19 protein-coding genes are annotated in these 22,780 nt (G+C 58.7%); 6 read left to right on the forward strand and 13 right to left on the reverse strand.

The annotated features are described in order from the left end of the window. Positions 1–98 precede the first annotated feature (98 nt). Positions 99–1,589, reverse strand: a complete 1,491-nt coding sequence (locus ACYVAC_RS22600) for a capsule assembly Wzi family protein (protein WP_461100095.1) — start codon at positions 1,587–1,589, stop codon at positions 99–101. A gap of 139 nt (positions 1,590–1,728) precedes the next feature. Between ACYVAC_RS22600 and ACYVAC_RS22605 the strand changes: the two genes are divergently transcribed. Beyond that, positions 1,729–2,547, forward strand: a complete 819-nt coding sequence (locus ACYVAC_RS22605) for an aldo/keto reductase (protein ID WP_461100096.1) — start codon at positions 1,729–1,731, stop codon at positions 2,545–2,547. A 61-nt stretch (positions 2,548–2,608) separates the two neighbouring features. Here ACYVAC_RS22605 and ACYVAC_RS22610 read toward each other — a convergent pair whose 3' ends face one another. Continuing rightward, entirely contained in the window at positions 2,609–3,304 is a 696-nt protein-coding gene (locus ACYVAC_RS22610; protein ID WP_461100097.1) for a porin family protein, read from the reverse strand. Positions 3,305–3,345: 41 nt separating this feature from the next. Beyond that, positions 3,346–4,023, reverse strand: coding sequence for a porin family protein (locus ACYVAC_RS22615; protein ID WP_461100098.1), 678 nt, complete (start codon positions 4,021–4,023; stop codon positions 3,346–3,348). Between the two features lie 157 nt (positions 4,024–4,180). Between ACYVAC_RS22615 and ACYVAC_RS22620 the strand changes: the two genes are divergently transcribed. Then, positions 4,181–5,383 (forward strand): acyl-CoA dehydrogenase family protein, encoded by a 1,203-nt coding sequence (locus ACYVAC_RS22620; protein ID WP_461100099.1) that lies wholly within the window; start codon positions 4,181–4,183, stop codon positions 5,381–5,383. Here ACYVAC_RS22620 and ACYVAC_RS22625 read toward each other — a convergent pair. Next, positions 5,300–5,770 carry a hypothetical protein gene (locus tag ACYVAC_RS22625; RefSeq protein WP_461100100.1) on the reverse strand — a complete coding sequence of 157 codons (471 nt, stop codon included), beginning with the start codon at positions 5,768–5,770 and terminating at the stop codon, positions 5,300–5,302. The two genes, ACYVAC_RS22620 and ACYVAC_RS22625, sit on opposite strands and share 84 nt — an antisense overlap. A 2-nt stretch (positions 5,771–5,772) precedes the next feature. Next, on the reverse strand, positions 5,773–6,399 hold the full coding sequence (locus tag ACYVAC_RS22630; RefSeq protein WP_461100101.1) for an RNA polymerase sigma factor: 627 nt from the start codon (positions 6,397–6,399) through the stop codon (positions 5,773–5,775). Between the two features lie 162 nt (positions 6,400–6,561). Here ACYVAC_RS22630 and ACYVAC_RS22635 point away from each other — a divergent pair, with 162 nt between their 5' ends. The 3 genes from ACYVAC_RS22635 (at position 6,562) to ACYVAC_RS22645 (ending at position 9,601) form a co-directional block, all read left to right on the forward strand. Then, positions 6,562–7,722, forward strand: a complete 1,161-nt coding sequence (locus ACYVAC_RS22635; protein ID WP_461100102.1) for a CaiB/BaiF CoA transferase family protein — start codon at positions 6,562–6,564, stop codon at positions 7,720–7,722. A 60-nt stretch (positions 7,723–7,782) separates the two neighbouring features. Further along, entirely contained in the window at positions 7,783–8,565 is a 783-nt protein-coding gene (locus tag ACYVAC_RS22640; RefSeq protein ID WP_461100103.1) for a type III pantothenate kinase, read from the forward strand. 352 nt (positions 8,566–8,917) lie between these two features. Further along, positions 8,918–9,601: a hypothetical protein gene (locus ACYVAC_RS22645; protein ID WP_461100104.1), complete on the forward strand. Its 684-nt coding sequence runs from the start codon at positions 8,918–8,920 to the stop codon at positions 9,599–9,601. A gap of 25 nt (positions 9,602–9,626) precedes the next feature. Here the strand turns inward: ACYVAC_RS22645 and ACYVAC_RS22650 are convergent, their stop codons facing one another. Next, positions 9,627–10,487: an SPFH domain-containing protein gene (locus ACYVAC_RS22650; RefSeq protein ID WP_461100105.1), complete on the reverse strand. Its 861-nt coding sequence runs from the start codon at positions 10,485–10,487 to the stop codon at positions 9,627–9,629. A 206-nt stretch (positions 10,488–10,693) separates the two neighbouring features. Here ACYVAC_RS22650 and lysS point away from each other — a divergent pair, with 206 nt between their 5' ends. Further along, a complete protein-coding gene (lysS, locus tag ACYVAC_RS22655; RefSeq protein ID WP_461100106.1) occupies positions 10,694–12,475 on the forward strand; it encodes a lysine--tRNA ligase in 1,782 nt (593 codons plus the stop codon). Between the two features lie 157 nt (positions 12,476–12,632). On the opposite strand, the gene ACYVAC_RS22660 is transcribed toward lysS, so the two are convergent. From ACYVAC_RS22660 to ACYVAC_RS22690, 7 genes are all read right to left on the reverse strand, one after another. Further along, positions 12,633–14,303, reverse strand: coding sequence for a sodium/sugar symporter (locus tag ACYVAC_RS22660; protein WP_461100107.1), 1,671 nt, complete (start codon positions 14,301–14,303; stop codon positions 12,633–12,635). Positions 14,304–14,366: 63 nt separating this feature from the next. Further along, positions 14,367–15,065: an L-ribulose-5-phosphate 4-epimerase gene (locus ACYVAC_RS22665; RefSeq protein ID WP_461100108.1), complete on the reverse strand. Its 699-nt coding sequence runs from the start codon at positions 15,063–15,065 to the stop codon at positions 14,367–14,369. 84 nt (positions 15,066–15,149) lie between these two features. Beyond that, complete coding sequence (locus ACYVAC_RS22670; protein WP_461100109.1) at positions 15,150–16,694, reverse strand: alpha-N-arabinofuranosidase; 1,545 nt, start codon at positions 16,692–16,694, stop codon at positions 15,150–15,152. 58 nt (positions 16,695–16,752) lie between these two features. After that, the gene (gene araA, locus ACYVAC_RS22675; protein WP_461100110.1) at positions 16,753–18,273 is read right to left on the reverse strand and encodes an L-arabinose isomerase; all 1,521 of its coding nucleotides are present in this window, start codon (positions 18,271–18,273) and stop codon (positions 16,753–16,755) included. A gap of 13 nt (positions 18,274–18,286) precedes the next feature. Continuing rightward, on the reverse strand, positions 18,287–19,936 hold the full coding sequence (locus ACYVAC_RS22680) for a ribulokinase (RefSeq protein WP_461100111.1): 1,650 nt from the start codon (positions 19,934–19,936) through the stop codon (positions 18,287–18,289). 35 nt (positions 19,937–19,971) lie between these two features. Next, on the reverse strand, positions 19,972–21,969 hold the full coding sequence (locus ACYVAC_RS22685) for an alpha-L-arabinofuranosidase C-terminal domain-containing protein (protein ID WP_461100112.1): 1,998 nt from the start codon (positions 21,967–21,969) through the stop codon (positions 19,972–19,974). Positions 21,970–22,011: 42 nt separating this feature from the next. Beyond that, complete coding sequence (locus tag ACYVAC_RS22690; protein ID WP_461100113.1) at positions 22,012–22,725, reverse strand: NUDIX hydrolase; 714 nt, start codon at positions 22,723–22,725, stop codon at positions 22,012–22,014. Positions 22,726–22,780: the final 55 nt, after the last annotated feature.

A 22,780-nucleotide genomic window follows, 5' to 3' on the forward strand; every position in this document is an offset into this window, starting at 1 on the left:
GGCAAACAGCCTCAGTCGCTTACGCACAGGAAACAAACTCGGATTGCAGCCTATTAAAAAAAGGTTAAAAATAAAGGCAACGGTCCAGGCTTAACCGCTTACCAGCGTTTTTGCAGACTCAAAAACGAGCCAACGCTGTTTGGATACAGCTCACCCCGATCCACGGCGAGGGTTGCCAACAGACTGACATCCGGTCGTTTAGGCAATGCCCAGCGGGCCGATGCGGCACCCGAGAACTGCCGGAAGGGGGCGGGGTAGGGTTGGATATAGGTACCGTAATTCCGGCTGTAGGTTAGCCGCAGGGTCAGCACAGGGCCTTTCCGAAACGCGCCAATCAGCCCGGCGTGCCAGGCCGACAGCCGGTTGTTCGGGAAATACCCGCCACCCGTATAGGTATCGTTTATGCTGGTAACGAAGGTGCCGCGGGGGGCAATGAGCGGAGTGCCCAGGGTTTTACCCCGGTATGACCACCCCTCGCGGTACTGACTGTGATCGAAGTAATTATCGGCCCCCTGGTACCGGGCAGCGGGATCGAACTGACTACCGCTCTGGTTCATCGTTGTCAGCCATTCGACCAGCACGCGCTGCAGCTGAAAACGTGCCCGGCTACCCGTTCCGCGTTGCCACCGCAAACCCGTCAGGCCATCGGGCAGATTTTGAAGCGCCAGCCCCGACGCATCTTCGTAATAATGCTGGTGATAGAGCAGCCAGCTCGCCCGGCGGCTGCGGTAGTCGACCGACAGATCATAGGTACCCAGATGGTTGCCGATGCGATTGGTGCCATCGAAACCCGTAAACCGGTCATTCTGCAGGGCGTCGGGATATCGCCCCGTAATCATAGACAGGTAATCGCTGAAGGCAGAAGGCAGCCGGCCATCGACGGCCAGGTCGGTACCGCGCAGGTAGTTGGCCTGCCCGGCCCACTGCACCTGGTGATTGATACCACCGGCCACATGCCAGCGCCCGCCGGGTTTACCCAACCGACCATACAGGTATTTCTGATGGAGGTAACTGCCCTGAATGTACGTATTAATGAGCCAGCCGTGGGCGTAGCCGGCGCGCACGGCCAGCCACCCTTTTGTGAAGCCGATGGGAATGTAATTGGGCGTATGAAGCTGCACTTTCGGAAAGGGCATCGCATTGCCCGACCAGGCCATAAAGCCCGATGTAAGCAGTGTATCGCCAATCCCGACCACCTCGCGCCGGTTACCCGCATACAGTTCCAGCCCGCTCAACCGTACTTTCAGGTAGGCATCGGGCAGCAGCAGCGCCGGATCGTAGGTCGTATGGGGCGAGCCCACGTTGAGCACAGCGCGCAGGCCAGCGCCCCAGTCGACCCGACGCGGCTGTTTCCGGGTGGTCGAATCACGCCGATAGTCGCGCTGCCACTCGGCCCGCACGGTGGCAACGTTTCCCGTTTGCGGCACCGTGCCATATTGGTTAGTACGCAGCCAGTAGGGGGTCTGGTTGCCAAAGGCCGATAGTCCGCCTACTTCGACCGCCCCCTGCCACGGCCGGGTCGGCTGGGCCACGGCTGCCGACATCAGCAGCCAGCTAATTACAATTCCCCACCCGTAGCGTTGCATCATAACCCCGTTCTGAACAGAAACCACCAGCCCATGTACGGCGTAAAGGTAGTGCCGGATTGGCCTTACCCATTGTGCCGACGATCAACATTAGCCAGCGGGTAGGCTGTTATGGGTGTTGCCGAATGCGTTTATTTACACTATGGAAAACATGTTTGTAACACTCAACAATGGCGTTACGATGCCCATGCTTGGGCTGGGTGTCTACGCGCCCAGTCAGAACAGCGAGGTGCAGCAGGCCGTCGAGTGGGCGCTCGAAGCGGGCTGCCGGCTCATCGATACGGCATCGGTCTATGGCAACGAAGCCGAAGTAGCTGCCGGTATCCGAGCCAGTGGTATTGCCGCCGACTCGATTTTTATCACCACCAAGGTCTGGAATACTGATCAGGGCTACGACAAAACCCGGCGGGCTTTCGACCGTAGTCTGACCCGCCTGGGCCTCGACACGGTCGATCTGTACCTGATTCACTGGCCCGTGAAGCAGTACCGGCACGATACCTGGCGTGCCCTCGAAGCGCTCTATGCCGAAGGCCGGGTGCGGGCCATTGGCGTTTCCAACCACTACCCGGCCCACCTCGACGAACTGCTCAGCCAGGCGACCGTGGTGCCGGCGGTCAACCAGATCGAATTCAGCCCCTATTGCTACCGCCCCGATGTAGTAGCCTATTGCCAGGAGAAAGGCATTCAGGTTCAGGGCTATGCGCCCCTGGTGCGGGGACTCAAACAGCACGATCCGCGGTTGCAGGCCATTGCCGGCGCCCACGGCAAAAGTACGTATCAGGTGCTGGTCCGGTGGTCGCTGCAGCACGGTGTCGTGACGATTCCAAAATCGGTGAAACAGGCCCGTATTGAGGAAAACTTCGACGTGTTCGATTTCGAACTGACGTCCGATGAAATGGCCGTGCTCGACCAGTGTTACGACAACACCCGCATTGCCGATGACCCCGATACGCTCGACTGAAAAAAAACGGCCCGCCCCATCAGCAAACGGGGCGGGCCGGTAATACAAGCGCTGTTGTAGCTTACTTGCGGTAACGGCTCCGATATTCAGGACCGACGCCGAAGCCATAACCCAGCGTAAGTGTAACGGTCGAGTTATGAATATTGGCGTTGTTATCGACCGTAATATCGCTCAGGCCGTACCGGTAACGGGCATCGACCAGGAAGCGCTGGCGCTCGCCAAAACCCGGAAAGTTGAACTGCACGCCGGCCATAGCGCCCAGATCGAGCTTACGGAAATAGTCGGTCAGGTCGATTTCCGGAATAGCCGGGATAAGTCCCTGCGCTGGCCGCTCGTTGGTTTTAGCGTTCAGCAGGAAGCTCATTGATGGACCAAAGAACACATTGGGCCGGAAGCCTCCCCCTTTGGTCAGGAAGTAACGGAAGGCAACGGGAACCTCCAGATAGTTGATACGCTGTTTGAAGCTTACTTCGCGGGGCGTATTTCCATCGAGTGCTGTGGTCGAATACTTGGCACCCATCTGCGAGTACAGCGCGTCGACCGAAATACCGAAGTGGTTGAGCGAGCTGTACATCAGAAACGCACCCGCCGTTACGCCGGGACGAAAGCTATAGTCGCTGGCATCCTTCGTAAAGGTCGACATGTTGATGCCCACGCGGGGACCAGCGCTGAAGCGCTGCTGAGCCGAAGCAACGGTCAGGGTTGAACAAACGGCGGTCAGCAACAGCAGCCCGCGAACAGACAGGGTACGCATCATAACAGTTGAGTTAGTATAGAGAATGGAACTTGATTACTGTACTATCGGCGGCTCCGGTACTCGGGACCGACGCCAAAGCCATAGCCCAGTGTTACGGAAACGGTCGAGTTCTGCAGACTATTGCGCCGGCCCCACACATTAGGCAGGCTTGTCTGCACTTCGCTCAGCCCCAGCGTATAGCGGGCATCGATCAGAAAGCGTTGCCGGGGACCAGCATGCCAGTTCAGCTGAAAGCCGCCCGTAGCACCCAGATCCAGGTCCCGGAAATCGCTCGTGTTGTCGGCGTTGATGACGGCCGGATTGCCCCCTTCGCCATTAACCCGGCGGGCATTCAGCTTGATAGCCAGCGAAGGACCAATAAAAATATTCGGCCGGAAGTTGCCCGACAGATTCAGGAAATAACGGGCTACAACGGGGATTTCGAGGTAGTTGACCCGCTGCGTGAATTTGAGCCCGTTGGCCTCGTAGCGGGCACCCCGCTGGGCATACAGTACATCGGCCGAAATGCCGAAATGATTGAGTGAACTGTACATCAGAAAGGCCCCGGCCGTTACGCCCGGCTTGAAGCGCATTCCGTCAGAGTTGCCCCAGTAATTAGATAAATTCAAGCCTACACGAGGGCCTGCGCTAAAGCGCTGCTGCGCATAACTCGTTGTCAGACAAGAAGAAATAAGAAGAAGAAGAAGGTAAAAACTTCGTACAGGAATTGTGCGAAACATAGTTAAATCGGTTGATTGATTCTTCGGGTTAACGAGCGATGTTTTGCAAATGTTTCATGCCCCGGCGCTACTTTTTCGCTTTATGCCGAAATGCGTACATTTGGAATAGCAGCCTGTCAGGCTTTTTCCTTCATCAAGAACGCCCACCCGAACGCCTATGAAACGCCCTTCTCTTTACTTTACTGCGGAGCACGATCTGTTCCGGCAGAGCGTGCGTCAGTTTATCGAACGGGAAGTTATCCCCCACACCGATGCCTGGGAATCGGCCCGCCGAATTCCGGCGTCGATCTTTGCCCGTATGGGCGAACTGGGTTTCCTGAGCCTTCCCTTTCCGGAAGACATGGGTGGGTCCGGCGCCGATTTCTGGTACTCGGTTGTGTTTCTGGAAGAGCTGGCCCGTTGCGGCATGGGCGGTTTCGCTACGGCCGTCAGCGTGCATCAGTACATGGCTGTCAACCACATTGCCAAAGCTGGCTCACCCGCCCTCAGGCAGCAGTACCTGGCGCCGGCCATAGCCGGGCAGAAAATAGCGGCACTGGCCATTACTGAACCCGACGCCGGTTCCGATGTGTCGGCTATCCGGACCACCGCCCGGCGCGATGCGCCCCGATCTGGCGAGTCGGGTGAGCAGTTTGTGATCGATGGCGCCAAAACCTTTATCAGCAACGGCACCTATGGCGACTTTGCCACCCTGGTGGCCCGAACGGCGCCCGGCACCAATGGCCTGAGCCTGTTTGTGGTAGACCTCGACTGTCCGGGTATTACCCGAACCAAACTGAACAAAATGGGCTGGCACAGTTCCGACACGGCCGAGATTCGGTTCGATCAGGTACGGGTGCCCGTCAGCAACCTCATTGGCGAGGAGAACAAAGGGTTCTACTACCTCATGGAAAGTTTGCAGCTCGAACGGCTGGTGGCTGCCATCATGGCGGTGTCGGGCGCCGAAACCGCCCTCGACTGGACACTCAAATACCTCCACGAACGCGAAGCGTTCAGCCGTAAACTAAGCATGTTCCAGGCAATCCGCCACCGAATCGCCGATGTGGCCACGCAGATCGAGCTGACCCGCCAGTTTGTGCACCATACCTGCTGGCTCTTTACGCAGGGCGACGTGGTGGTGAAGGAGTGTTCGATGGCCAAACTCGCGGCTTCGGAAATGCAAAAACAGGTAATCGATACCTGTTTGCAGTTTTTCGGTGGCTATGGCTACATGGAAGACTATCCCATTGCCCGCGCCTACCGCGATGCGCGGGTAGGCACCATTGCCGGGGGAACCTCAGAGATCATGCGCGAAATCATCGCCAAAATCGTGATCGACGCCGTTAGTTATCGTCCCGTATACCGTAATCCCCTGCCCTGACCGCAGGCTGGACCGTTTCAGGTCGGGCAGGCGACTGCTGGTGAAGGGCACCGGGCCGGGACGAGGGGTCTTTTTAGGCATAAAGTAAATCAGATAGATCGCTACCGCCAGCACAAACAGCAGGGCAGCCGTGATGGTCGCAATCCAGAGGTGCCACAGGCGCTTTTTGGTAGCCGACGCGTGGATACGTTCCTGCAGTGTTTCGCGCAGGCTGGCCAGCTGCTCGGGCGTGGGCCGGGCCGCCTGCTGCATGGCTTCGAGCCCCGCCAGCGCATCGGCATAAAACGGGTCTTCCAGCATCAGCCGTTCCACCCGGTGTCGGGCCGCCCCCCGCAGCCGGCCCGCCTGGTAATCACGCAGTTCATCAAGTGTTAGTTGGTCGCTCATTGTCAATGGGTTGAAGTGCGGGGTGGGCCGGCAACTCCAGTAGCATGCTGAAGGCAAAGTTTAAGTTTTCGGCGGCCATTCTGCAAATAACTTTTCACCTGTTTAAGGTCGTAACCTGTTTCGGCGGCCACCTCACCGTAGCTTTTCTGCTCCAGATAAAACAGGGTAAGGCAACGTCGCTGCTCATCGGGCAGGGTTTGCAGGCAGGCTTCCATGCGGCTGAGGTCTTCCTCGCGGTCGCTGTCGTCGGTAGCCACCAGGCCCAGACCGTCGTCCTCGTCGTTCAGTACCGAGTCGAGCAGGGTGGTCTGGGGTCGGTTTTGCCGCCGGCGTATGAGCATCAGGCAGTAGTTGCGGGCTACCGTATGGAGCCAGGGCATAAACTGCCCGACCTCATGCCGGCGCAGATCGACAATGAGCTGTTCGAACAGCTGCATAACGGCGTCTTTGGCCTCTTCTTCGTCGCGCAGATAATTGTAGCATACGGCATATACCAGTTCCATGTGCGGCTCATAGAGCTCACCCAATACCGCCAGATCGCCCGTGGCCCGGTAGCGGGCTACCAGATCGGCCGAACTGCCGGCGGGGCCGGCAGCGGATTTAGCGCGACGAAATCGTTTTAAAAACATAGGCAGCCGGGCAATGTACCGTATAGATGCAAAACCCGGCAAAATTCCATAGGTTCGACCCGTAGCTGGTAACTTTTTACTACTCTATTCCTTTCCATAGCCCTTATAAACTACCGGCAGGCATCAATATTATTCCTACACGCTGCCCCAACGATCATGCCTATGCGTCAGCCCAGTACCGGCCCCCTGCTCGGCCTGCGGATTCTCGACCTCACCCGGCTGTTGCCCGGCCCCCTTGGCACCATGCTTATGGCCGACATGGGAGCCGATGTTATCCGGATTGAGCGGCCGGCGGCCCCCGATTACGTCCGTACCTTTCCGCCGTATCGCCAGGGCGAGTCGGTGCATTATCTGGCCTACAACCGCTCCAAACGAAGCATCTGGCTCGATTACCATACCGACGACGGACGGGCGCAATTTCTGGAGCTGGTCAGGACGGCCGATCTGGTCATTGAGCAGTTCAGGCCAGGCTACCTCGACCAGTTTGGTGTGGGTTACGCAGCCGCAAGAGCCGTTAACTCCCGCATCATCTATGTTTCCATTACGGGCTACGGGCAGACAGGCCCCTACGCGCAGCTGGCGGGCCACGACATCAACTATACCGCGCTGGCGGGCGTGCTGGGAGTATCGGCCCCCAACCCGTCGGCCCCGCCGGTCGTACCCGGTGTGCAGCTGGCCGACGTGGCCGGGGGATCGTATATGGGCGTGATCGCCACACTGGCGGCCCTCTACGCCCGCGAACGCACCGGCGAGGGACAGCACGTCGATGTGTCGATGACCGATGCCGTGATGCCGCTGCTGGCCACCGCTTTTGCCTCCTATGCCGGCACCGGTACCGCCCCCCCCGCCGGTGCCATGCCACTCTCGGGCGGACTGCCCAACTACGGCGTCTATCGCTGCCGCGACGGCCGCTATGTGGCATTGGGCACCCTCGAGCCTAAATTCTGGCTCAAGTTCTGCCAGCTGGTCGGGCGCCCCGACTGGCAATACTGGCTCATGCCCGCCACGGATGCCGAACTGGCCGACCAGAAAGCACAGTTACAGGACCTGTTTATTACCCGCGATCAGACCGACTGGGCCGCTTTCGGTCAATTGCATGATGTGCTTATCACGGCAGTGCTGACCGTCGATCAGCTGGCCAGCGACCCGCACCTTGCTGCCAGAAGTATGGTCTATACCGAAGCCCACCCGATTGCCGGGTCGTATCCGGCCATTGGTGTACCGCTAAAATTTTCGGCTACCCCCGCCCAGCCCGCCTGGCCAGCCCCACAACCGGGTGAAGACACCGACGATGTACTGGCCCCGCCAGCCCCTGCCGACTAGGCTGCGTGGGATTCTGCCGATTTTATCCGTATTTCGTCCCGACAACCGTCCTGATTTCCTGTGCAGCTTATCGTTGATGTTGGCAATACCGACGCCGTTTTTGGCCTGTACGACCAGTCTGCCTGGCGTTCTATCTGGCGCACCCCGGCCCGTATCGACGAGCCGGCAGCTTCCTACGAAGCCCGGCTCCGGCTGTGGCTCCTCGAAGCCGGCGTATCGCTGAGTACGGTGCAGCAAACGGTGCTCAGCAGCGTGGTACCGGATCTGACGCCTACGCTGCGGGCCATGCTAACCGAGTTATTTGCCTTCGATCCGGTGGTGGTGGGGCCGGGCGTCTACCCCCTGCTGCCCCTCGACATTCTGCGGCCCCACGAGATTGGCGCCGACCTGGTTGCCAATGCGCTGGCGGCTCATACCCGATACGGCCGCAACTGCGTGGTGGTCGATTTTGGCACCGCCCTCACCTTCACTACGGTTTCGGCTACAGGAAAAATGCTCGGTGTGGCCATTGCACCGGGCCTGAAAACAGCTATTCGTTCGTTGTTTGCCAACACGGCCCAGCTACCCGAAGTACCCATCGATGTGCCCGCTTCGGCGCTTGGCCAGAATACCACCCACGCTATCCAGGCGGGCGTAGTACTAGGCTACGAAGGATTGGTACGCTCGCTGCTCGACCGGATTCGCGCCGAACTCGGGGGCGACTGTATCGCCGTAGCTACGGGTGGCCTCTCGGGCCGGATCCCATCCCTCCGCGACGCCTTTGTCGACATCACGCCCTCGCTCACGCTCGACGGGGTTCGGCTCATCGGCGAACTGGTTGCGGTCAGCGTTCGCCCGGCCTGACCCAGGCTTGCACTGCTCCCAAACCTAGTTAAAAAATGGCCATACTGCCTTTTGGCAATTATTCTGATTGTATTTTTTCAATACGACAGAATTTTTTCAAAAAAAGCAGGACCATTGCCTAATTGCTTCAACCGGTTTTAAGGCTGTGTCTGTCTTCGATTCGGTCTATTTTCGGGCACGGGCAGTGGTTCCGTCACACTTCGTCTGGAATAGTTTATAAAAATAAAATTGCACTGATTCACAGCTAGTTAACAGTTTATTTTCACGGCCGTTATATTGCCCATACCGATCAGGGTGTCGAGATACGATCCGATCGGTTATCAGGCTACTACGCAACGAAACTGGCTGTGTTATGCAAACTCATTACCGATTTACTCTTGTGTGGGCGCTGCTGCTGGGCAGCTGTCTGGCCGGTCTGGCTACTCCGCCAGGTATTCACTGGCTGCCGGGCCAGCTGGTACTCGCGTCCGGGCAAACCCTGACCGGCGATCTGGCTTATAACTGGGCGGCCGAGATGGTTCTTTTCCAGCGGGCCGACGGGCGGGTGCAGACCCTGTCGGCCACCCAGGTGCAGGATTTCGCCTGGTATGATCCGGCTACGCATGGGTATCGCTTTTTTGTTTCCGTTGCCGGGTCGGTACCCACCAATCCCGATGCGCCGGCATTCTTCGAACGCATGGTCAGCGGTCCCCTGTCTGTTTACCGCCGAATGCGCAAGCCACGCGGATTAGTTAAACGCACGTTTCAACACCCGGAGCGGGTCAACCCCGACCAGCCCGACGCCCCTGATTATTACTACGATTACTTCGCCGAAGCCGACGGAAAACTGCGCTCGTTCGATCGGTTTTACAGCGACGTGTATGTGCCAATCCTATCGACTTTCGATACCGAGCTGCAAACCTTTCGGCTCCGGAATCACCTCGACGAGCGTTCGGCCCGGAGCCGGATGCGGCTTATCAGCTATTACAATACTCTGCTGACCCGGCAGCAGGCCAGTCCGACAGTGGCCTGGCAGACCAGCGCCCCCCTCGACTGACGAATGTACCGCTTCAGGCATTCCATCAGGCACTCAGGCTACCAGTATTGACAACCGGGCTGACTCCTTTTTCTCCGCACAGCACCACCAGCAGGTTGCTCACCATGGCGGCTTTACGGTCTTCGTCGAGTTTGACTACGTCCTGCCGTTCCAGCCGTTCCAGCGCCATCTCGACCATGCCGACGGCGCCTTCGACAATCAGCCGTCGGGCCGCGATCATGGCAGCCGCCTGTTGCCGTTGCAACATAGCCCCCGCAATCTCCGACGCGTAGGCCAGGTGGCTCACCCGCGCTTCGATGATATCGACACCAGCCCGTTCGAGCCGCTCGTTTAATTCCTGCTCCAGCACGGTATTGATCTGACCGGTGCTGTCGCGCAGCGTTACCGATGTGGTTTCGCTCTCGTCTTCCATGTGGTCGTAGGCATACGAGTTGGCCAGTTTGCGCACGGCCGCTTCCGACTGAATCTGCACGAACAGCACGTAATCATCGACCGAAAACAGGGCTTTGGCCGTATCCTGCACCTGCCAGACCACCACAGCGGCAATCTCGACGGGATTCCCCATTTTGTCGTTCACCTTGAGGGTTTGGCCGTTGAGGTTACGGGCGCGCAGACTGATCTTGCGCTTGCTGTAAAGCGGGTTCACCCAGCGCAACCCATTCTGCTTCATGGTTCCGACGTAATCGCCAAAGAAGGTACAGACCACGGCTTCGTTTGGGTTGATAACGGTAATGCCCATGAAGAGCACAATCGACACCAGAAACAAGGCGCCAGCCAGCACCATACTTAGTCTGGAGACGGCTACGCCAACGGCTCCCAGCATAAACAACACGGCCAGCAGCAACAGCAGATAACCCGAAATGGAGGTAAGCGATTTTTCCTGCATGATAACAAGCGTTTAGGTACAGCAAAGGCCCGATAGCCTGCGCAAGAATAGCGGCAACCGACCAGTCAGCCCACCGGATTCGGACGAATGGATACGGGGCGGGCCAATCGGCTTCTTGCGCCACTCGTGGGTAAAACGCCAATCCTTTTCGCTATTTTTGCCCCCTTAAAAACAGGGTCGCGACGCCGACCAACCGACTGACTATTATGCTACTGAGTGAACAGGAAATAAATCGCCGGCAGAAACGGGAAGAACTGATGCGGATGGGTATTGACCCCTACCCCGCCCCGCTGTTCGACGTAACGCATACCATCACGCAACTCCGCGACGCCTTTGCCGACCGGGCGGGTGCCGATACGCAGGGTGGCTATGAGCCCCACCTCGACTTTGCCGACCAAGCGCCCTGGAACGAAGTCCGGCTCGCCGGCCGCCTGATGAGCTTCCGCATCATGGGAAGCGCTTCGTTTGCCGAAATGCAGGACTCGACCGGCCGGATGCAGCTGTACTTCCGACGCGACGACCTGTGCCCCGGCGACGACAAAACGCTCTACAACACCGTTTTCAAGAAATTGCTCGACATCGGCGACATCATCGGTATCCAGGGCAACGTGTTCACCACCCAGACCGGCGAGCTATCGGTTTACGTGCGCTCGTTCACGGTACTGAACAAGGCCCTCCGGCCGCTGCCAGTCGTGAAAGAAGTGGTCAATGAACAGGGTGAGAAAGAAACGTACGATGCATTCACCGACCCCGAGCAGCGCTACCGGCAGCGCTACGTCGACCTGATCGTGAACCCCCAGGTACGCGATGTATTCGTGAAGCGCACCAAGCTGGTCAACTCCATCCGGCAGTACCTGAGCCAGAAAGGCTACCTCGAAGTCGAAACGCCCATTCTGCAGCCCATCCACGGGGGCGCAGCGGCCCGCCCCTTCGAAACGCACCACAACTCGCTCGATATGAAGCTCTTTATGCGAATTGCCAACGAGCTGTATCTGAAGCGATTGATCGTGGGTGGTTACGACGGCGTGTTTGAGTTTGCCAAAGACTTCCGCAACGAGGGCATGGATCGCACCCACAACCCCGAGTTCACGCAGGTCGAATTCTACGTGGCTTATAAAGACTATCTCTGGATGATGGACACCATCGAGGAGATGGTCGAGCAAGTAGCGATCGATGTAGCCGGCACCACGAAAGTAACCGTGGGTCCAAACGTGATCGATTTCAAACGGCCCTGGAAACGCCTGACCATGTTCGAAGCCATTCAGGAATACACAGGCGTCGACGTATCGGCCATGGATGAAGCCGAACTGCGCAGCGTGGCCGAAGAACGGGGTATCAAAACCGACGCGTCGATGGGCAAATCGAAGCTGATCGACGAACTGTTCGGCGAAGCCTGCGAGCCTAACCTGATCCAGCCGACATTTATCACCGACTACCCCGTCGAGATGTCGCCCCTGACCAAAAAGCACCGGAGCAAAGCGGGGCTGGTCGAGCGGTTCGAAGCCATCTGCAACGGCAAGGAGATTGCCAATGCCTACTCCGAGCTCAACGACCCCATCGATCAGCGCGAGCGCTTCGAGGAGCAGCTGCGGCTGGCCGAACGGGGCGACGAAGAAGCCATGGCCCTCGACGAGGACTTCCTGCGCGCGCTCGAATACGGTATGCCCCCCACGGCCGGCGTTGGCCTGGGCATCGACCGGCTGACGATGATTATGACCAACCAGCCATCGATTCAGGATGTGCTGTTTTTCCCGCAGATGCGGCCCGAGAAAAAACAGGAGAAGTCGGGCGATGCCGAGTTTCTGGAAGCGGGTGTACCCGCCGAATGGATTCCGGCGCTCCAGTTGCTGGGCATTCTGACGATCGAGCAGCTGCGGTCGGCTAGTCCCAATAAGCTTTTCAACGACCTGGGCGGGGCCCGCAAGCGCCTGAAAATGGATATTCCTATGCCGGCCATGGCCGATGTGCGTAGCTGGATGGGCCACTAAGCCTGCCCATGCTTTATGAAAGCGCCGGCCGCGTCAGGAAAACCCTGGCGCGGCCGGCGCTTTTTCTGGCCCTGCCAGTCAACAAGAAAGCCCGCTCCCAGGCGGGAGCGGGCTTTGCTGAATCTTCTATAACCTATGAATAGAAACTTGTTAAGGCCTACCAGAAAATAACGTACACCAGCGTGAGCAGCGCGCAGACCGCCAGTGCACCCAGCCGGAAGGCGGGTGTGGTTTTGAACCACTGGCTGTCGACGGCAAACGCTTTGGGGCTGTTCTGCCCGCGCGACTCGATCAGACTGATCGTGACTTGCACCACCACGCAAATCCAGAACACGGTACCCATCCGGTTCAGGAACGGGAAATCGGGAAACTGGTATTTGAACAGGGCCGACAGCGGTATGCTCAGCATGGCCGCTGCCAGGGCACCGTTGGCGGTGGCCCGCTTCCAGAACATGCCCAGCAGGAAAATGCAGAGGATACCCGGAGATATGAAACCCGTATACTCCTGGATATACTCAAAACCCTGACCAAAATTTTTCAGCAGCGGGCTAATGGCGAGCGCGATGATAAACGACACAACGATGGCTACCCGCCCCAGCCAGACCGTTTTCTGCTGATCCATATCGGGGTCGAAAAACTTTTTATGGATGTCGAGCATATAGATCGTCGAGATGCTGTTGGCCTTGCCCGCCAGCGAGGCCACGATGGCCGCTGTCAGGGCCGCAAACGACAGGCCTTTCAGCCCCGTGGGCAGAATGTTGAGCAGCACCGGATACGCGTTGTCGGGTTTCACGATACCATTGTCGGTAATACCCTGAACGATGGCCGCATCGGCGTTTTCCTGAAACAGCACGTAGGCCGCCAGACCCGGCAGTACTACAATAAACGGCATCATCAGCTTCAGGAAAGCCGCAAACAGCACCCCGTTGCGGGCCGTGTTGAGGTCGGCCCCGAGCGCCCGCTGAATCATGTACTGGTTACAGCCGAAGTAATTGAAGTTGACGATCCACTGACCGCCAATGATAAACATCATTAGGCCCGGCAGCTGGTTGTAGGCGTCGATTTTACCCCCGCGGCCGTCGTGCACGAAATAGTCGCCCTTCGCGAAAACCATGTGCAGGTGGTGATCGGCTTTTTCGCGAATCAAACTCAGGCCTTCCAGCATACCCGAGCCCGTGCCGACCTTATCCGACAGCAGGTTCAGGGCCAGGTAGGTCGTGGCCAGTCCGCCGGCAACCAGGCAAACCACCTGAATCACGTCGGTATAGCCAATCACTTTCATACCGCCCAGCGTGATAAACACGGCGAAAACGGTCAGGAAAAGCGCGCAGGCCATGAAATCAAAGCCCGTCATTTTCTCCAGGCTCAGCGCCCCGAGGTATATGATCGACGTCAGGTTGACCAGAATGTACAGAAACAGCCAGAACACAGCCATGATGGTCGCCAGCCGCTTGTCGTAGCGCATCTGCAGAAACTGCGGCATGGTGTAGATCTTGTTGCGGATATACATCGGCAGGAAATACACTGCGATGATTACCAGCGACAGGCCACCTACCAGTTCATAGACCGAAATGGCGAGGCCCATCTGAAAGGCCTGCCCCGACATACCAATAAACTGCTCGGCCGAGATGTTGGAGGCAATGATCGACGCGCCGATAGCCCACCAGGTTAGTGACCCTTCGGCCAGAAAAAAATCGGTCACCTGATCGCCGTCGCGGTCGCCGGCCTGTCGCCCCTTGTGGCGGTAGACCCAGTAGCCATACGACGCCACAATGACGAAGTAGACCAGGAAAATAATGTAATCGAGGGTTTCGAGTCCAAGTTTCATGTAGTCAGGAAAGGTTTAGGAGGGTTGGTTGTCGCCCACCAGTCAGCGGGCAACCCGGCGGTATCAGCAGCCCTGTCCGTAGTAGGCGTTGGTGCCGTGTTTCCGCAGGTAATGTTTCTGGCGCAGGGTTTCTTTCAGCCGGGGGGTATCGGGGTTGATCTGCAGGGTCATGTAGGCCATGCGGGCCACCTCTTCCAGCACGGCCGCGTTGTAGACCGACTTTTCGGCTGTTTTGCCCCAGGTGAAGGGGCCGTGGTTCTGCAACAGCACCATTTCTACTTCCTGATGCGACAGCCCCCGCTCGGCAAACAGATTGATGATCTGATGGCCGGTCTCGTGTTCGTAGTCGCCCTCGATCATAGCGTCGGTGAGCGCGGGCGCGCACGGAATATCCTGGTGCGTATGATCGGCGTGGGTAGTGCCGAAAATCGGAATATCGAGACCCGCCTGCGCCCAGGCCACCGCGTGGGTGCTGTGGGTGTGGGTGATACCACCGATATCAGACCAGGTTTTGTAGAGCAGCGCGTGGGTCTTCGTATCCGACGAGGGGCGCATCGTGCCGGCCACCACCCGGGCGTCGTAGTCGCAGATCACGATATCGTCCGGCTTGAGGGTTGCGTAGGGCACCCCGCTCGGTTTGATGGCAAACACCGCCCGCTCGCGGTCGACCGCGCTGACATTGCCAAACGTAAACAACACCAGCCCCAGCTGTGGCAGCTGCATGTTAGCCTCGTAGCACTCCTCCTGTAAGGATTTATACATGGGTATTTAGTTGTGAATGCGTGATTGAGTGGATGAGTGACTGAACCCGCTTTTCACGCGCTCAATCACTCATTCAGCCAATCACTAATTGGCCAGTTCCAGCACCACCACCGATACCGGCGGCAGGGTTACGCGCAGTTCGTCGCCGGTACGCTTGGCGCCCGTGAACGCAACGGGTTTGATCAGATCTGGTTTCGCAAACGTGTTGTGATCCTGCACCTTGGCCGACGTCAGAATACGGCCCGTGGGGGTACCGCCCCCCAGTCCGCCCAGGCTGACGGTGATGGTCTGGGGCTTGCTGGCGTCGATGTTGACCAGTGAGATGTGCACCTTACCCGCCTTGTCGCGCGAGGCCGAGGCCGACACAGCCGGCAGCTTCTCCTGGCCCACCGTGTAGGTTTCGGTCGTTACATCGACCGGCAGCAGCGTGGCATCCTGGTGTACGTTATACATCTCCAGTACGTGGTAGGTCGGCGTCAGCAGCATCTTGGTGCCTTCGGTCAGAATTACGGCCTGCAGCACGTTGATTGCCTGCGCCAGGTTAGCCATCCGCACCCGCTCGGCATGCTTATGGAAAATATTGAGCGTTGCGCCGGCCAGAATGGCATCGCGCATGGTGTTCTGCTGGTAAAGGAAGCCGGGGTTGGTATTCGGCTCTACATTGTACCAGCCGCCCCACTCATCGACCACGAGCGCCACTTTCTTCTGCGGATCGTACTTGTCCATGATGGCCGAGTGCTTCTGCACGAACTCGTCCATTTTCAGGGCTTCGCGCATGGTGTGGGCATACTCGGCTTCGGTAAACTGCGTCGCCGATCCTTTACCGTTCTCGTCCCAGCTGAACACCGAATAGTGGTGCAGGGCCACCCCTTCCACCATGTTGACCGGGATGTTTTTCATGAGTGTCTCGGTCCAGTTGAAATCGTTGGAGCTGGCGCCCGAGGCAATCCGGAAAATTTTCTCCTTGCCCACCTGCGGGTTCATGAACGTGCTGTACTGCCGGTAAATGTTGGCGTAGTAGTCGGGTTTCATGTTGCCGCCACAGCCCCAGGCTTCGTTGCCAACGCCCCAGTAGCGCACATTCCAGGGCGTTTCGCGGCCGTTCTGCTGGCGCAGGGCCGACATCGGGCTGTCTTTGGGGAAGTTAACGTACTGCACCCATTCGCTCAGGTCCTGTACGGTGCCGCTACCCACATTGCCAGCCAGGTATGGCTCGGTACCCAGCAGCTCGCACATGTTCAGAAAGTCGTGTGTACCAAAGCTATTGTCTTCCGTAACTCCGCCCCACCAGGTATTCACGATTTTGGGGCGCTTGGCTTTGGGGCCGATGCCGTCTTTCCAGTGGTAGGTGTCGGCAAAGCAGCCGCCCGGCCAGCGCAGGTTTGGAATCTTGAGCTTTTTGAGGGCATCGACCACGTCGAGCCGCACGCCGTTCTTGTTTGGAATGGTCGTGTTGTTTTCGCCCACGTAGAAGCCGTCGTAGATGCAGCGGCCCAGGTGTTCGGCAAAGTGGCCGTAGATGTGGCGGTTGATGACCGGGCCGGGCGTGCCGGCCTTGATGGTTACCTTGTTCTGAGCCAGCCCCGACAGGCTCAGCGCCAGCAAAGCGGGTAAGATGAGTTTTTTCATACGAATTAAGCTAAAGCCGGATATACCAGAAACCGGCAGATGGGTAAGGATCAGGGAATTATCGATAGCTGGTATCGCTCCAGCGCAGTTCCTGTTTAAGCTGGCGCAGACGGGTCTGCGCATCGATCACTACCAGCTCGACGCCGAAAATGTCGGCGAAATCGTCGATATGCTCCGTGGTCAGGTTCTGGCTGTAGACCGTGTGGTGCGCACCACCGGCCAGAATCCAGGCTGCGCAGCCGGTGCGCATATCGGGCAGGGGTTTCCAGAGGGCCCGGGCCACGGGCAGGTTGGGCAGGGCCTCCGTTACGGCCACCGGCTCCACCTCGTTGACCAGCAACCGGAACCGGTTACCCATATCGATCAGCGATACGTTGATGGCCAGTCCATCCGGCCGCTGCGACAGGCCCGCGTTGAATACCAGCCGAACGGGATCTTCTTTACCGCCGATACCCAGCGGATGAATTTCACAGCTGGGTTTACCATCGGCAATGCTGGGGCAGATTTCAAGCATATGGGCGCCCAGCACCATCGGATTGGTCGGATCGAAGTGGTAGGTATAATCTTCCATGAACGAATTACCGCCCGGCAGGCCGGTAGCCATCACTTTCATGGTCCGTACCATCGCGGCCGTTTTCCAGTCGCCCTCGCCCCCGAAGCCGTACCCGTCGGCCATCAGCCGCTGGGTAGCAATACCGGGCAACTGCTTCATACCGTGCAGATCCTCAAACGTGTCGGTATAGGCCGTGAAGTTGCCATCGGTCAGGAAGGCCCGCAGCCCCAGTTCGATCCGGGCGGCATCGCGCAGGGCGCTGTGCCGCTCGCCACCGGCCTGCAACCCGGCCATGAGCGTGTAACTGTCGGCGTACTCGGCTACGAGCCGGTCAACTTCGGCATCGCTGATCTGATTGACCACCGCCACCAGGTCGCCGATACCGTGGGTGTTGACGGCCATGCCAAAGGTCATTTCGGCCGCCACCTTATCGCCATCCGTTACGGCTACCTGCCGCATGTTGTCGCCAAAGCGGACCACTTTCATCGTACGCAGTTCAAAAGCCGCCACGGCCACGCGGGTCCAGTGGGCTACCTGCTCGATCACGTCGGTTTCCTGCCAGAAGCCCACCACCACTTTGCGGTTCAGACCCGGCCGCGACCGCTGCATCCGCGACATCATAAACCCGAACTCCCGGTCGCCGTGGGCCGACTGGTTGAGGTTCATGAAGTCCATGTCGATCGACCCCCAGGGAATATCGCGGTTAAACTGCGTGTGCAGGTGCAGCAGCGGTTTCTGCAGTACCGTCAGGCCCCGAATCCACATTTTGGCGGGCGAGAACGTATGCATCCAGGTCAGAATACCCACGCAGCCGGGGGCCACGTTGGCGTCCTGACAGAGGGCATAAATTTCGTCGGGTGTTTTCACGACGGGCTTGAATACCACCCGCACGGGCATGGCTGCCGACTCGTTGAAATGACGGGCAATGACCTGCGCGTGTTCGGCTACCTGCCGCAGGGTATCCTCGCCGTAGAGGTGCTGACTACCGGTTACAAACCAGATTTCGTATTGATCAAGCGTACGCATACTGAGTGGTTAACTAGAGAATGACAGATGAATGGGTTTCTACGAACGTGCCCAGCTGGCAGTACCGCGCATACAGCTGGTCGTACACGCCCACGTAGTCGGGGCGGGGCTCGTAATGCGCGTCGAAGCCCGAGCCCATCGCCTGCTGGGCCGCGTCGAGCGTAGGGTGTACGCCAGCCGCTACAGCCGCGCACATAGCCGCCCCCAGCGCACAGGCCTGATCGGCACTGGCTACCTGGATGGGCTTGTTGAGTACGTCGGCCAGGGTCTGCATGACAAAGGGCGATTTCTTGGCTACCCCGCCAATGGCAATCACTTTCCGAATGGGTACGCCCTCGGCTACAAACCGCTCCACGATGCTGCGCGAGCCAAATGCCGTGGCTTCGACCAGCGCCTTAAACACCCGGGGAGCATCGGTACCCAGGTTCAGCCCCGCCAGAGCCGCCTTGAGTGTGTGGTTGGCATCGGGCGTCCGGCGGCCATTGATCCAGTCGAGCGCTACCACATCCGATTCCGTAACGGGCAGCTGAGCGGCCTGATCGGCCAGATGCGGAATCAGCTGCTGCGCCAGTGTGTCGGCGGCTTCGGCCCCCAGCAGCGCCCGCACTGGCCCCGTGATGAGCCGCGCGAACCACGCGTAGACATCGCCAAACGCCGACTGACCGGCTTCGAGCCCCAGCATACCCGGCGCTACCGACCCGTCGACCTGGCCGCAGATACCCCGAATCAGCCGATGACCGATTTCTTCGTTGGGCGCCATCAGAATATCGCAGGTAGAGGTACCAATGATGCGCACAAACGCATAGGGCTCGATCTCGGCCCCTACCGCGCCCATGTGCGCATCGAAGGCTCCCACGCCAATTACCACCTCGGTCGAGAGGCCCAGTTTATCGGCCCACTCGGCCGACAGCGTGCCCATGGCCTGATCGGCGGTGTAGGTATCGGTAAACAGACGGTCGCGAAGCCCACCCAGCAGCGGGTCGAGACGGGTCAGAAACTCGTCCGACGGCAAGCCCTCGAACTCACTGTGCCAGAGCGCCTTGTGGCCAGCCGCACAGCGTGAGCGACGCAGCGCAAGCGGAGCGGTGTTGCCCGTCAGCACGGCCGACATCCAGTCGCAATGCTCGATCCAGGAAAAAGCGTGTTCACGCACGGCAGCATCGACACGCAGCGTCCGCAGGATTTTGGCCCAGAACCACTCCGACGAATAAATGCCGCCTACGTATTTGGTATAATCGACCGACCAGTGGTGGGCCAGCTGGTTGATCTGCTCCGCTTCGGCGTTGGCGGTATGGTCTTTCCAGAGAATAAACATACCGTTGGGATTCTCGGCAAAGTCGGGCCGCAGGGCCAGCGGCAAGCCCGTCTGGTCGACAGCGCAGGGCGTAGAGCCCGTCGTGTCGATCGAGATGCCCACTACCCCCCGACGCACCGCATCGCCGGCCTGTGTCAGCGCGCCCCGAATGGTAGCTTCGAGCCCCTCGAGGTAATCGAGTGGGTGCTGGCGAAACTGCGACTGGGCGGGGTCGCAGTAAAGGCCCTGCTTCCAGCGGGCGTATTCGTGAACGTGGGTGCCCATAGCCGCCCCCGTGCGGGCATCGACCACCAGCGCCCGAACCGAGTCGGTGCCAAAATCGACGCCAATGACATACTGATTTTCCATAGTTCTTTTCTGGGTATCGGTTTAGTGGAGAGACATTACTGCGCGTTGATGCGCACGACCGACAGCGATCGGGCGGGCAATGTCAGCGTGACCGTTTTTCGGCGGGTATCGACAACCACTGCCTGCTCGACCGGGCTGACGTTAGTAGCGTTCGCAAACGAGTTGACCGCGTCGAGCGCCGTATTTTTCAGGACGGTTTGCCGGGCCGAGGCCTTGAGCCGCCGGGCCCCGTCGAGCTGCACAACACGCTGCTGCGGCTTATCCGACACATTCACCAGTTTCAGGATCACATCGCTGGTAGGCTTGTCCCAGGCGGCCGACGCATACAGGCTGTCCTGACCGGCCAGCGGTTCGGTGCCCTGCGTGAGCGACAGCACCTGGGTGCCTTTGTTAAGCGAATAGAGTTTCTGCACGTAGTAGTTGGGGGTACCGTAGACGTTCAGGTTATCGACCCAGATCAGATCGGGCGTCCACTGCCAGGCGTCAGCGTTGGCAAACAGGGGGGCGTAGGAGGCCATGTTCACTACGCCAGCATTGCGTTCCAGACCGGTCATGAAGGCGGCTTCGGCCAGCGCACAGGCCCAGTTGTTCTGGTTTTTCGGGCTGGCAATCCCATCGCTCTGCGCGGCCCACTCGCCGGCAAAGATTTTCGAGCCGGTGCGGGGATAAGCGTCGTACCGGCGGGCATTCTGTAAAAACCACTCGGGCTTGCGGTAGTAGTGCTCGTCGATCAGATCGGCGTTCATGGCCCGCAACTTGCCATTCAGGTAATCGAACCGCTCGCCGTTGGGGTCAGTGCCCGAACTGCACACGAGCCGCATGGCCGGATAACGGGATTTGATGGCTTTCTGAAAAACTGCCAGCCGCTCGATGTATTGCGGGCCCCAGTTCTCGTTGCCCACGCCCAGAAACTTCAGGTTGAACGGCTGGGGGTGTCCCAGCTGCGCCCGTACCTGCCCCCAGGTTGTGCTGGCGTCGCCATTGGCAAACTCGATCAGATCGAGGGCATCCTGTACGTAAGGGTCGAGCTGTTCGAGCGGCACCAGCTCGGCCGAGTTGAACTGACAGGCCATACCGCAGTTCAGAATGGGCAGGGGTTCGGCACCAATGTCTTCGCAGAGCTGGAAATACTCCAAAAAGCCCAGTCCGAACGTCTGAAAGTAATCGGGGGTTGGGCGGTGGCCAAACTCAAAGTTCCAGCGGTTGATGACCAGCTGCCGCTCTTCGATGGGTCCCAAGGTTTTTTTCCACTGGTAGCGCTGGTCCAGGTCGAAGCCTTCGACAATGCAGCCCCCCGGAAACCGAACAAAGCCGGGCTTCATGTCGGCCAGCATCTGAATCATATCGGCCCGCATACCGCCGGGGCGTCCCTTCCAGGTGTCGGCCGGAAACAGCGAAATCATGTCGAGATCGAGCGTGCCGCTGCCTTCAAACCACAGTCGCAGCATCCCCTTCGGTTCGGTGGCCGACGCGGTGAAACTGATCTGCTGGCGATGCCAGTTCCGGTCGCTCTGTTCGGGCTTCAGCACGCCGGCACCAATGACCTTGCCGGCCGCATCGAGCAGTTCGGCATGCAGCGTTACGGCCCCGGCCTGCACCCGATACAGCACCGAAAAATCGTAACGCAGCCCCGCCTTGAGGCCCATACCCCGAAAACCTTCGTTGGTCAGGCTCAGGTCGCCGGGACCAGCCTGGCTAACCTGTACCCGGGCAAAGCGCGGATTGCGGGTGTCTTTATCCTGCCGGTTTTCGATCAGAATATCGCCTTCGGTGTGGGCTTTCCCACTTACTTTCCAGCCCATGAGCGGCTTGAAGAACTCGAACGACCGGTTTTTGACCAGTTCGGCGTAGATACCACCATCGGCCCCGAAGTTGATATCTTCGAAAAAGACACCCCACATGGTTGGTTCGATGGTGGCGGTGGGCCGGGCTACGTCGACCCGCAGGGTAGGCACGGGCTGAGCCGCTCCCGGAAGCATACTCCCCATCAGCAGCAGACTGGTTGCCAGCGAAACGGTTAAAAAGCGAAACATGAGTAAACGAATAGGTGAGTTCGGTAAGGGTAGGCCGCACTGCTAGGCCGATTTACTGTCGACCGTCAGTTCGGGCAAAAATGTGTAGTAGCCATCCAGGTATTTCTGGTAGCGATCGGTGTTGAGCGTAAAGAGCTGCCCTTTTTTGGTCACCGAGGTTTCATCCTTTTCGCCGGTAGGCTGCAGCAGCTCGGTAGTCATGATCTTGCGGCTGAAATTGCGCCGGTCGAGCTGAATGCCGTAGATCGCTTCGTACAGTTTCTGGAGTTGAGGCACCGTAAATTTTTCGGGCAGCAGTTCGAAGCCGATCGGGTGCACGGCGGCTTTATAACGCAGTCGGCGCAGGGCCTGCTCAACCATCTGATCGTGGTCGAAGATAAGCGCCGGCTTATCGGCCAGCCCGATCCACGATGCGTTGTGGGCCTGTATGGCATTGACATCCTGATCGGCAATGTTGACCAGCGCGTAGTACACCACCGAAATGGTCCGCTCGACCGGGTCGCGGTCGATTCTGCCAAACGTTTGCAGCTGTTCCAGGTAGTTGTTGCGCAGTCCGGTCAGGTTATACAGAATCCGGACGGCAGCCTCCCGAAGGTCTTCATCAGCCTGCAGAAAGCCCCCCATCAGCGACCATTTACCGTACTGGGGCTCAAAATTCCGCTTGATTAACAACAACTTGAGCGACTCACCATCGAACCCGAAGATGATACAGTCCAGCGCCACCAGAATCCGGGAACTCCCTTCGTAAGCGGTCATCGATATGCTGATAAAGGGGTAAATGTGTTTTTTCTACACATAGTATGTGTAAATT

The organism is Spirosoma luteolum (assembly GCF_054778875.1).